Origin of the sequence: Hyella patelloides LEGE 07179, from assembly GCF_900659865.1 — a bacterium.
Taxonomy (GTDB): domain Bacteria; phylum Cyanobacteriota; class Cyanobacteriia; order Cyanobacteriales; family Xenococcaceae; genus Hyella; species Hyella patelloides.
This window is the reverse complement of record NZ_LR213977.1, coordinates 1-12,234: the sequence shown is the minus strand read 5'-3', so window position 1 is coordinate 12,234 and position 12,234 is coordinate 1. Positions and strand designations below refer to the sequence as shown.

12 protein-coding genes and 1 pseudogene are annotated in these 12,234 nt (G+C 38.4%); 2 read left to right on the top strand and 11 right to left on the bottom strand.

The window, feature by feature from the left end; genetic code table 11:
• From H1P_RS24510 to H1P_RS24465, 10 genes are all read right to left on the bottom strand, one after another.
• On the bottom strand, positions 1–173 hold a 173-nt coding region (locus H1P_RS24510; RefSeq protein ID WP_186376123.1), incomplete at its 3' end, for a transposase.
• 333 nt (positions 174–506) lie between these two features.
• Positions 507–662 carry a hypothetical protein gene (locus H1P_RS24505; RefSeq protein ID WP_222427214.1) on the bottom strand — a complete coding sequence of 52 codons (156 nt, stop codon included), beginning with the start codon at positions 660–662 and terminating at the stop codon, positions 507–509.
• A 52-nt stretch (positions 663–714) separates the two neighbouring features.
• Complete coding sequence (locus H1P_RS24500) at positions 715–1,686, bottom strand: tyrosine-type recombinase/integrase (protein WP_144872272.1); 972 nt, start codon at positions 1,684–1,686, stop codon at positions 715–717.
• A gap of 104 nt (positions 1,687–1,790) precedes the next feature.
• Complete coding sequence (locus H1P_RS24495) at positions 1,791–2,045, bottom strand: hypothetical protein (RefSeq protein WP_144872270.1); 255 nt, start codon at positions 2,043–2,045, stop codon at positions 1,791–1,793.
• Between the two features lie 131 nt (positions 2,046–2,176).
• Entirely contained in the window at positions 2,177–2,641 is a 465-nt protein-coding gene (locus tag H1P_RS24490; RefSeq protein WP_144872268.1) for a DNA-binding protein, read from the bottom strand.
• Positions 2,642–2,859: 218 nt separating this feature from the next.
• Entirely contained in the window at positions 2,860–6,615 is a 3,756-nt protein-coding gene (locus H1P_RS24485; protein WP_144872266.1) for a pentatricopeptide repeat-containing protein, read from the bottom strand.
• A 10-nt stretch (positions 6,616–6,625) separates the two neighbouring features.
• Complete coding sequence (locus tag H1P_RS24480) at positions 6,626–7,264, bottom strand: hypothetical protein (protein ID WP_144872264.1); 639 nt, start codon at positions 7,262–7,264, stop codon at positions 6,626–6,628.
• Between the two features lie 145 nt (positions 7,265–7,409).
• The gene (locus H1P_RS24475) at positions 7,410–8,108 is read right to left on the bottom strand and encodes a hypothetical protein (protein ID WP_246141935.1); all 699 of its coding nucleotides are present in this window, start codon (positions 8,106–8,108) and stop codon (positions 7,410–7,412) included.
• Positions 8,023–9,684, bottom strand: a complete 1,662-nt coding sequence (locus H1P_RS24470) for an HlyD family secretion protein (protein ID WP_144872262.1) — start codon at positions 9,682–9,684, stop codon at positions 8,023–8,025. The genes H1P_RS24475 and H1P_RS24470 overlap by 86 nt, the downstream gene beginning before the upstream one ends.
• Entirely contained in the window at positions 9,668–11,095 is a 1,428-nt protein-coding gene (locus H1P_RS24465; protein ID WP_144872260.1) for an ATP-binding protein, read from the bottom strand. The genes H1P_RS24470 and H1P_RS24465 overlap by 17 nt, the downstream gene beginning before the upstream one ends.
• A gap of 132 nt (positions 11,096–11,227) precedes the next feature.
• Here H1P_RS24465 and H1P_RS24460 point away from each other — a divergent pair, with 132 nt between their 5' ends.
• A complete protein-coding gene (locus tag H1P_RS24460) occupies positions 11,228–11,575 on the top strand; it encodes a restriction endonuclease subunit S (RefSeq protein ID WP_144872258.1) in 348 nt (115 codons plus the stop codon).
• A complete protein-coding gene (locus tag H1P_RS36450; protein ID WP_186376122.1) occupies positions 11,572–11,748 on the top strand; it encodes a hypothetical protein in 177 nt (58 codons plus the stop codon). The genes H1P_RS24460 and H1P_RS36450 overlap by 4 nt, the downstream gene beginning before the upstream one ends.
• A gap of 42 nt (positions 11,749–11,790) precedes the next feature.
• On the opposite strand, the pseudogene H1P_RS24455 reads toward H1P_RS36450, so the two are convergent.
• Positions 11,791–12,234: pseudogene (locus tag H1P_RS24455) on the bottom strand (hypothetical protein); the annotation flags it as partial.

Below are 12,234 nucleotides of genomic sequence, written 5' to 3'. Positions count from 1 at the left end.
AAAAACTTAGCAAATTTCTCTGTTATTTTCAGCTTTTTATCTAATTCTGCCAGTAAGACAATTCCTGCATCTGAGGTAATTCTCCCTCCCGTAAAATCAGCTATTATTTTTCTTCCTTTTATACTTCCAAATTTAAATTGTTTTGGGATATGTTCTGTAGAACTAGGAGTCATTAAAGAGATGAATTAAATTTACTTTTATAGTTAAATTATATCTTATTTTATATCTATTATTTTAGAAGTATTTATCGATATAAGGAATATATTTACTTGATATTTATGCCAAGTAAATTGCTTTTTTTAAAGTTTAATTGATTGTGATGCTGACTGGAACTCAAACCACAGACTGTTGTTTTACCGCAGGGACTTAACACCAGGGTCAAACATAGATGCGGTATGCTTTTTGGCAAATAGCGATCGCCTTTTTTGTGAGAAAAGCGGGAATAACGCTACCGTCTTTCAAAGTAACTTCAATCAAATAAATCATTGTTTAAACCTCTCAATAAATCATTGACCTAATCTCTTCCTCGCACCTCTAACACTACCCAACTGCTTCAACGCCATACCTGCAACCAAACAAACCCCACCAGTGATATAGAGTCCTTTGTTACCAGTACCCATACCCACAAAGCGCACGATACCAAAAGCCGTGACTTGCAGCAATGATTATGGGCATTATGACCACATAGTTCGTGTGTTCTGGTTTCGTCAAGAGCTAAAATAACGTTACCCCAAACTTTAAAGCGGGGTTGTTTTCCCAGCGATCGCCTACGTGAGCGTAAATGGCAGTAGTGCGGGGGTCGCTGTGTCCGAGTAAGTCCTGTACCTGGCGCAAATCCGAACCAGTTCTGAGGGCTAGCGTGCCAGCAGTATGACGCAAACTATGTGCCGAAAGAGTTCTTCCAGGGGTGTGTTTGAGGTTGGTAGCGGTGAGGTATTTATCGACGATTCTTTGAATGCTGCGACGGGTCAGCCTGTGACCGAAGTTGTTGCGGGCTACCGAGATAAAGATGGGAGTATGGGGGGTAAATTCTTCTCCTGCTTGCTGTCGGGCTTCGAGATACAATTCTAGCAGCTTGACTAAATCGGGAATTAGGGGAACAATTCTCAGCGATCGCTTGCCCTTAACGCGCAACCCGACATTTCTCCCCCGTCTTATAATATCTCCCATGCTGAGGCGGTGCATCTCGACAGTGCGACAGCCTTCCATAGTCATAATTGCCACTAAAGTCCGATCTCTCAAGGCGGGAATGGATAGTTGGGTGGGAATGGCATTTAAGAGGTGGGGAACTTCGGGCTGTTCGAGATAGGTGATGCGTTCTGCGGGGTCGCGACATTCTCTGGGAGGACTGACACCGAGGGCGGGATTGCTGGGGATGAGTCCTTTTTCGACGGCTGCTGCATACAGTCTTCTGACCACGATCAGTTTAAAGGCAATGGTAGCGGGTTTGTACTGTTTGACTTCGATCAACCAGCGTCGGTACTGCTTGATATCATCTCTGGTAGCTTTTAGGGGTGCGATCGCGCCTCGATTGCACCATTGGAAGTATTTTTTGGTCTGACAGAGGTAGTTTTTGATAGTGTCATCGCTAGCGTCTCCTGCTGCCACGTCTACGTTGAGAAAGTGGGCGAAGCTTTCTATGAGGTTATTTTGAGCGATTGCTGCGGGTTGGGAAGTAGCTAGCATTATACGACGTAAGCAAAGTATTGAGTTTATAAGGGATCGGACGATTATGGATCGTATAACTGTAATTATACGACTCTATGGCGTTACCAGTTACCTGTTTTTCGTTACCTAGAGTTACCACGATCGTTACCAAGGGCGGAAACGACGAAGGCAATGCTACCTGCACTCATGGAAGTCGTTACCAATGCCCGTATGTCTTTGATACCAGATACTAAGGCAAAAGCGATCGCGGTACCGATTACAGATGCCAACCAAGTTTTGAGTAGCGATCTTCTCTCAGCGATGGCAACCTGGGAGTAAGTAAGTTGAGGGGTGGGATGGGAGTCTGTTGGTTGTTTGAGTGTAACTGAGGAGGACACGTCTTTTGAGGTTGCCTCAAAACCGTGAGATGTCCGTTTAGTTTGTTTATCGGGTTTATCGGACGTATCCGATACCGACTGCTTTGGTGTTTTTGTCGTTGAAACTACTTCTGGCTGTTTTAATTCGTTTGTTAGCGGGTGGGCTGCTTTGTCTTGAGCCAGTTCAACATCCCTTTTGGGGATAATGTCTCGTCTTGGCTATGGGCGATCGCATCTACTTCTGAGAGTGCCTGATTTACTTCTTCTTGTAGTCCTGGTAAGTTAAACTGCTGCGTTTTTTCGTAGTAAGCAGTAGCAACAATCTTTCTAGCAGCAATTAGTTGAGCCTCTTTGTCAACTCTTTCTAAGTTAGCTGTTACAGGGTTGGTATCAATAAAATCTTCTTCATTGGAATCTCTGGTATTGACCTCGGTTTTTTCTGAAACGGAGAGGGAGCTTTCTGCTTCGAGTTTTTCCTTAAATTCTTTGACGATGGGGGAAATGTCGCGAGAAGAACCACCAACGCGATCGATTACTGCTCTGACGGTAACGCTTTTTTCTTCTTCCAATAGTTCCTGACAGGCTTGGAAAACTTGCTCTCTCTTATCTTTACTCATAGTGGTAACGGTATGCGATCGATTTGGTAACAGTGGCAACTGCGCCCCTGGTAACGGGCTTAATACTAGGGTACGAGAAGCTTAACTATTTCTTAAACCGTATTTTTACTCAAAATGAATTGAAGTGAGAAATTTTGAGATTAGTTTGGGCAACAAAGTAGGGAAAACGGGAACTTTGATGCAGTGAAATAATGTTGGACAAACAAAAGTTTTTACTTTCAATTGAGCTTTTTCTTTTTTAGTATGGGTTTTCCACTTTTTGGTTTGATATGTGTATTTAGTTCAGTTACAAGTTTTGGATATTTAGTTTTTACAAATTCAAGAATTTTCCTTTTTTCATTTTTATTTGCTTTACTGATTAAAGTAGCAAAAACATGAAATGAAATTTCACTTACTCTATTATCCCTTTCAATCGCTCTGTATAATCTCCAAGCAGTATCGAAATCAGGAGTACATTTCAACAATAAATCTAGAGTAGGTGAGTTGTGTATCACGTCTTTTTTGCACATCAAATTATGTACATACATTGCTTCATTAAAAGCTTCTTTTTTCGTTCTATCAACTTTTTGTAAAATTCGTAGAAAAATACTAGGGGAAAGATTTATTTCTCTATCAATCATTTCTTGATAAACTTGTACAGCATCTTTAAAGCAACTAGTTTGTTTCAAAAGTTCATAGAATGACTTTCTTTGTTCTTCAGCAAATATTTTATTTAAGTTATTAGAATTTTTAGTATAATTACTCTCAGCCTCCTCCAAAACTCTGTTTCTATCCTGAATACTATTTGCCTTCCTAATTAAAGACTCGAATGTACAACTATCATAACTAAGTTGGTATTTAGAAATATATTCAAAAATAGACCAAGCTGTTGTAAAATCAGGAGCTTTTTCGATTAATTTATTAAAGGGATTTATTGTTAGCCCTATTATCTCTGAATTAGAAACCTTTCTCATCATTTCAGAAAAAGGTTTGTTAGCTTGGTCGTAAGTTTCTGCTTTATCAATTAACTGAGTAAAGATGGTTGGTGAAGATTTTTTAATTTTTTTACTGTTCACGACTTCTTGATAAATATCCCAAGCAGATTCAAAGTTAGGCATACTAGCTATTAAGATTCTGAAAGTAGAAGTTGTATGTACAAAATTAAACTTAAGGATTTGCTCATGGACATACATAACTTCTTTGTTGAAATCTACTGGGTTCTCATTAGATAAATGAAATTTACCTAATGTACTTTCAATAAATTTCATATTTGGCTCGAAACCAAACGAACAGTATGAACGAAAAACTTTTATCGCTTGTTCAAAGTTGCTAGTTTTACGAATAAGGCAATAAAAAGTAGGTTCACTAAATTCGATACCTGTATCGAGTAATTTTTGATATATTTGCCAAGAATCTTGAAAATTATCTGCTTTAAGAATTAAAATATTAAAAATGGTTAAATCTGGTTGTATTTCCATATCTAGCATTTTTTGATAAACTTTTTGAGAATCCTTATAGTTATCAGTTTTTCTGATTAAATAATAGAAAAGGCTAACTAAATTGGGTTTAGTCCCTGCACCGAGCAATTTTTCAAAATCAATCCAAGATTCTTCAAAGCTTTTAGTTTTTGATATTATTGATGCATATAATGAATTTCTAGTGTACTTAATATCATCAATATGTTGTAATCTTTTTTTAGCTTCTAGCAGAATAAAATCTCTTTCTTTTCTGTCATCTGTTTTAAGCATTAGATTAGAAAAAGTACAACTATCATAACTAAGTTGGTATTTAGAAATATATTCAAAAATAGACCAAGCTGTTGTAAAATCAGGAGCTTTTTCGATTAATTTATTAAAGGGATTTATTGTTAGCCCTACTATTTCTGAATTAGAAACCTTCCTCATCATTTCAGAAAAAGGTTTGTTAGCTTGGTCGTAAGTTTCTGCTTTATCAATTAACTGAGTAAAGATAGTCGGTGAAGATTTTTCAATTTTTTTACTATTCACAGCTTCTTGATAAATATCCCAAGCAGATTCAAAGTCAGGCATACTAGCTAGTAAGATTCTGAAAGTAGAAGTTGTATGTACCAAACCAAACTTAAGAATTTGCTCATGAACATACATAACTTCTTTATTGAAATCTACTGGATTCTCATTAGATAAATGAAATTTACTTAATGTACTTTCAAGAAATTTTATATTAGGCTCGAAACCAGACGAGCAATAAGAACGAAAAATTTTTATAGCTTGCTCGAAGTTACTGGTCTTGCTAATAAGGCAATAGAAGGTAGACTCACTAAATTCGATATCTGTATCCAGTAATTTTAGATATATTTGCCAGGCATCATCAAAATTATTTGTTTTACTTAATAGTGTATTAAACGTAATTACACTGGGTTCTATTTTTTGCTTCAGCATTTTTTGATATGTTTGCCAGGCATCATCAAAATTATTTTGTTGCTTAATTAAGATATTGAATGTGAACTCATTAGGCTTTACCTCAGCCCGCCTCATATCACATAATAAATTTAAAATTTTATCTCTATCACTTGTTTTGGTTAACAAACTATTAAACGTATAATGATCGGGTTTAATACCAATATGGCGCATATGGTCATATAGCTGCCAAGATAGTTCTTTTTTTGAAACTCTGTATATTAGTTTGCTAGCATTTTCAACAGTTGGATAATAACCAATAATTTCAAACACAAATTCTTCTTCGGATTCTTGATTTGCAATTATTTTTTCGACGTATGCTGATTCAATGCTTATTTTTTTACCTTCGTGTTTTATAAAGCCTAGGCGGGCTAATACTTTAATTGATTGTTTCCATTCATAAGGAGAAACATTTGATTTTACAGGATAATGATTTAGGAGACGTTTCTGAGCGTATTCGATGATAATATCTTTTACTCCTCGATTGTTTCTTCTCCAAAATTCTATACATTTATAACTTCTTAGGATTTCATATTGAATCCTTTCAGCTTTATTATTTTCTCTGTTTTTTTCTAAGTCGATATATCTTGACTTCATTTCAGAGAGAGGAAAAAAATAAGATCCTATAGTATCATCTTTGATAAGACTATCTCGATCTACGTCTAGTTTATCGAGTTTTTTTCTTAACTCTTCATCAAGAGAATTTATCTTAATAGGGGCAAAAAGTGCATTCAACTCATTTCCAAGGCTATCAAAGACCGACTTTACATAAATAGTTCTACATGAAGCGAGTATAATATTATTCTCTGATTGAGCAATTATTTTGACAATCAAATTATTAAAATATTTTTGCTCGATAAAATTATCAATATCATTAAATATATAAAAATAACTTTCATCGTCTTTATTATGATTAATTAATGATTCAATTTTACTGATGTTTATGTCTATATCTTTATTCGCTAAATAGACAGTTGATTCTGAAAAGTTTCTTTTTAATTGTTCTAATATTGTTCTAGATTTACCTGCAAGTGGTTTACCCGAAATAATAACATTTTTTCTTTTTTTTATGAGATTATATATTTTCAGGTCTACTTCTTCTCTTTCCAAATAAATATTCTCTCTGAAGCCATTTCTTTCTTGCGCTCTAAGTCCGAGTAAATCGGAAGGTTGAAGTTCTTTTGCTAATTTGGCTTCAAAAAAATCTTTTGGTAATTCTGGTTTATTATTATTGTCAAGTGAAATACTGTCAATTATTTGATCTTTTTTAGCTTTTTCCAATACTTTCTTGATAGTAGCTAGTGTAGTAAGACCTGGATTTTTTTGTTGTAACTTTGTAAAAATTTCACTTATTGTTTGTATGTCTAGTTTTTTAGAATAAGTCAAAAAATCGGTAACGGTAATAAACAAAGATTGATCGTCTGCCAAATGCTCAGTTGGAAATCCGCAATCTTCAAGAACTGCTAAAAACAGTGATTTATTTTGTTTATAAGCAGAGACTAAATCAGACCTAATATCTGCTTCGTAAGTACTTAGATGTTTTTCAAATAAACTTGTCATCAATCTTGATTTACACTTGTATTTGACTAAGAAGTCTTTCGCGAAGTAAAGAAGTAACTACCTGCAAGGATTTGTTACCAGGATTTGCTTCACTTAAAGAGCTAAATATCTTTACTTGTTGATTTAGCTCTAGAGCAGAACATCTTGTTAAGAAGTGAAAAACGATTACCTTGGGAGCATTGCCTTGAGAAATTGTCTCAAGGGGAAAACCTGCGCTGCCAATTGTTGCTAGAAATAAATTAGGGTCTGCTGAATATAACTTAGAAATCTCATCTGTTAATATTTTCTGAGTAATAAATCCATTTTCTTCTAATATTCCACTGTGATGACTTATTAAATTTGGAATTTTATTTTCTAAGGTCTGTAAATTTGATAGTAATTCTCTATTTTGAAGAATGATTTCTGCGATCGCCTGTATTCCTAAAATTAATTGTTCTCTTAATTCTTGTATTTCCCCTTTAGTTTCAAATATTTGCTCAAGAGCTTCGCGGGTAAGGTTTTGACCATTTAAAATCATCTCGTCAAGTTGAGCTTCACGTTGTTCTGTTTTTGCATCATCGTAAAATCGAAGATAAGCCTCTATAGGAAAACCAAAGCGACCACTAAGCGTTGATAGTGCTTTTAAGGCTGGACGAGTAATTTTCGACATATATTTGTTTCGCTTCAGTAAAAATACTAATATAAGCTAGATTGTATTAAGTTTTTATCGTCTAAGGCAACTATATTGCTTTCTCGTGATTCCTCCTTGCCTTTATTTCCTCTTCTGGAGTGCGCCGACGCAGCATAATACCCTTTTACTTGTGAGAATTTGTGAGAGTAAAACTAATTATTTGCTGGAGTTTTCTAGTTATTTCCTTTTTTTTACTCTCAACTTGAATAACTAGAGCTTCCAAACTCTCCCCCTGCTGCCACATACTCAACATCTGCGTTGTCGAACCATTACCAAATTGGTAGTCTATTTCAATAAGCTGACGTTGTTGACTGTAAGTAGCTAATTTAGATTGAGCTAGAACATACTCTCTCTCTGCTGCCTCATATTCCAACACCAAACCCAAAACCTCTTCTCGTAACTGGGATTTAACCTCGGCTTTGCGCCTGTGCAGATTAGCTCGATATGCCTCTAATTCCCCACTCTTGACTTCCAAATCGGCGATCGCTATATTATCCCTCTGCACGTCTCCCCCACCGAGAATATTAGCTGCAATACGTAGGGGGTCGCTTGATATGTAGTTAGTCCAGCGTTTTTTAGAAGTATGGTCGATTCGTTTTTCTGCCACAACCAACCGCTCGTCAATCAGAGCAATTTGTTCGTCTAGGGTGACTAATTCGGGAGAATTGGCGATCGCTTTGGCTGCCAATAGTTCAACACATTCGCTACTGCTACTCAAACAGGGTAACTCTAGGTAATTAGGGTTGGGCTTGGGTGCTTTGTTTAGCTTCTCTATCTGGAATTGGTTTGCTCGTGCTGTTGGCGACGGTTGGGCGATTGTCATTGACTGCCAGAGTAATAACGGCAGTGAGATGATGGTCAGATTGACCAGTCCATTTAACTTTTTTGATAGTGCCTTCATAGGGTGCGCGTACTGTCGAGAGTTGGTGAATTTGGTAGTCGAGGGTTTGTATTTGAGTCTCAATTTGGGCTTGGCTGTATTCCCTTTCTGCCAGCAGTCGCTCTCTCTCTGACTTCTGGCGTTGTATGGCTTGATGCTGTTGTTCAATAGCGATCGCCCGTCGGGTCTGTTCTAGCTGTCTTTGATATTCGATGTATGCCCGTCTTTCTTTAGCAGTAGTAAGTTTGCTTTGGGCTACTTCTAGCTGAATTTGTGCCGACTGTCGGGCAGCTTCGAGATTGGCTAGATTAGCTTGTTCGTGTTCGAGGATGAGTTTGATGTCGCCACCTCCCTTAGACCGATGACTGGGGAAAGCCCGAAGTTGGGTGAGCGAGTCAATCTTTTTCTGCTGTAGAGCGATCGCTCGTTCGGCTTCGGTTAACTTTTGCTGTTTGAGTTTGATAGCAGCTTCGGCTTCGGCATAGGAAACAGGAGGTAACGGTCTAATTTCGGGGATGGTTCTGGGCTGGGGAATTGGGGTTAAGGGCAGGTTGAGTTTTTCTAAGGATAGCTGTAGCTGTTTTTTCTTCGCCTGGAGGCGGTTACGTTCGGATACGCGATCGCTCAATATTTGACCTGCGCTTATCTTGTCTCCTGGTTTTACCTTGAGGTCTTGAGGATTGGATAAAGTAAGTTCGATTTTGATATTGCGGGGTTCTAAACGATTCTTTCTTCTTTCTGGTATTGGGGTCAGAGGGGTTATGGGCGCAGTAACCGAAGCAATGGCAACATTTTCGCTTGGATGATTGTTAAAAGGTATGATTTCACAGCCGACTAAACTAACCATGATTCCTGCTGCTGCCAAATACGACCATGTTTTTACAGGTAGTAAGTTCGGGCGATTGAGGGAATCATTATTACTAGAATTATCTTCTAATTGGTTCAACTGAAAACAGTTTACAGTAGATAATTCCCGTTCGATTGTTTGGTTACAAGGAACTGGTGAAGCTTCGCCCAAAGCGATCGCTCTTGAGGTACTGACGATATTTATTTCGCTACCATTTCCATTACTCAGATCATGTTTAGGTAGTAACAAATCAGAATTCTGACGATATTTTTTCCACTTAGAAATTAGTTTGCGGGAGCAGCCAACTCCTGTAGTTTCTCTAACGTATTCAATAAGTTGGTTATAAGAAGCGTCGAAGGGTGCGTTGTCGAGTGCCTGAAATACCTGTTTGATTCTGCGCCAGTGTGGAGTGCCTGGGGTTGGGAACTGTAAACAGTTTTCAGTAGAGATTGAGCGATCGCTTTGGCTACGCGCAATGTAATCGCTGTTTGGTGATATTGACCGTTTAGAAGCTGGTTGAATATCAGCCCTCACCCCCAACCCCTCTCCCAAGTTTGGGCGAGGGGAGCAATTGATGTTTGCAGAGAGATTTTGCAGCAGATTTTTGTTGACTTCGGTATTGAGCCAATCGGGAGAGCGATCGCGGAGTAGCTTTCTAACTTTCTTCAGCATCTTCTAAGCGTTGGTAATAGGGCTGGATTTCTAATAGCTCTGCTTCTTTACCAAAGCGACAGAGGGCATTTAGGGGTTCTAAAGCTGCTACTTTCTTCTCGGCGAATCTGAACTTTTTGGCTACTTTGGAGCATTCAGTCTGATCGACTGGTAAAACAATTTTGGTGCTGGAGTTGCCAATGACATCAGCAGATAGATGACGTTCGGATTGAGAAGCCATAACTAATGACAAGCCGTACTTTCTACCGTCTGCGATTATGCGATCGCAAGCACTACCTTCTTTTTTGGGCATTTCCTTGGCTTCATCAATGAATAGGAAGGTGCGAGGAAGTCTGCCCTGTATCTCTCCCTGTAAGCGGTGTTGGTTCATTAGTTGCCATGCTAGAGACTCAGCAGCGATCGCTCTTAGTTCGGTGGGTAGTTTGGATAGATCGATGCGAATCAGCTTCTCGTTAAACTCTGGTTGGGGACGGCTGAAGACTCCATACTGAAATGTAGCAGCTAGCTTGAGTTTAAGTTTCTGGCTTTCTTTGCATTCGGTTCTGAGGGTAGTTTGGTTGAGGGGTGGTTTGTGTAGCTGAATTAGGTAGTTTTCGAGTTTGATTAACTCCTGCCAGTCAGATAGATGTTCGTAATAGCGAATTTCTACTGTTTCCCCTGGATAATGGTCTTTGAGGAGGTAGCGAATGTGGTGGTGTCCGTCGATGCGTTTTTGGATGTCTCTAGCTGCACCAATGTAAACAAGTTGGTTTTGATGGAAGATGAAATAGATACCACTGGCGTTAGGCTTGCCCACTGGTAAATTCCTAAGCTGGATACTTTCGGCTAGTTCTTTCTTCTCTTCATCTTGAAATGCCGTAGCTACTCGGCGGTTCAATTCCTCTTCAATATCATCAAAGTTAGGAGGTTCTAAACTCCATGTCTCCTGTCGCTCCTGAACTATACCCCGCTTGAGATAGCAGGTTTTAATAATTTCAATCAGCATCCCTTCCTGATTGGGACCAAGACGCAGCGATTTCTTCAAAATTCCCGCCATCTGAATCGCCTGTAAATTAGAACCTCCCCCTTCAGGGTCGAGATTAACTACCAGAGGATTGATACCGTGAGGGGATGCCATGTGGATCGGATAGCAAGTCTCACCGATAATCTCTTGGTCGCCGTGAAAATCTAGCAGAATAACCTGCATCTCTGGGTAGGTGGTATGGAGGGAATAGGCGATCGCCTTGAGGGTCTGCGTCTTCCCACTACCAGATGCGCCAATGGCTACGATATGCCCGTTGGGTAAGGCTTCAGGATTCCAGTAATAACTCTCTCCCAAGTGAATACCTGCATCTTCCGTCGATGAGGTGTTGTTATTCTGTAGTGGTTTGAGTACTGGTGTAGGTAACGGCTTTTCTTTACGGGCAAACATAGAGCGAGGTATTATTTAGGGGTTTAATACCTGTTATCGTTTATGGTTGGGGTTTTTGGGTGTGATCTGAGGTTGAGAATGAATAACTTCAGGCTAAAATCTGTAGGTTAAATAAAGTTTTAAAGAGCAGCAATGCCGATTCCCCCAGAAATACAATCTTTTATCGAACGTCTAAATTTAGAACTGGAAATAACGGAAAGGGAAGCAGATGAAGGTTTGAGTTTAGTTAGACCTGTTTTATCCAATTTTCCCGATAACGTTAGGTTGATTCAGTTTGTAGCTCTGTTTAACAATGGTTTACTGTTTGTAGAAATTTCCCGCAAGAGAATACAAGCGATCGCAGAACGTTTGAATGCACCCGATATCACGAGTGCAGAAATTCAAGAAGCAGGAGAGGATTTAGGAATGTTATTGGGACAGTGTATGGAAGCTAAAATAAGAGGCAAAAGAATTCTCGATATTCTAAAGGATTTGGCATGAAGAAACTACCCGACGAGAAAACCCTAGACGAACTGCTGGATTTGGCGAAGGATTTTGAACAACAAGCTCTTTCTCTGTACGAACGAGCTACGGAAATTGATGAAAAATGGCGGGTTCGTTTAGAATCTAAGCGTAAAGTGGCAATTCAAAAGTCTGATGGTGAATCTGTTTGATTGTTTTGGTTAGATTATGCCTAGCAGATACAAACAAATTTACTAATTTGAAATTGAGCGAATAGATTTGATAAATCTTTCTTTGTTTTCTTGTTGTCGTTTAAGTTCAACTATTACATATTCAAAAATTGATAATAGTTGAAAAGCTGTTTGAGTGCATTCATCTTCGCTTTTTCCATGCACACCATCGCTTAGAAGTTCGTACATCAATTTTAAGGGATTATGACCCTTAACAATTATTGATTGAGGTACAAATTTATAAGCTAGCTTGAGCTTATTATCTAATACTTTTCCTTCCTTAATGCTAATAAGTTCTTTGATACTTTCCTCTGGATCATTATCTTGTTTTTTAGTTTCGATAATTAAGTCAATAATGCTATTTACCTGATTTTCCAGAATACGTCTCATATATGCACAAGCACCAAGTCCGTAGGGAACATCCCATTTTGGCAAAAATAGGGGACTTGCGCAAAAATAAACTACCAT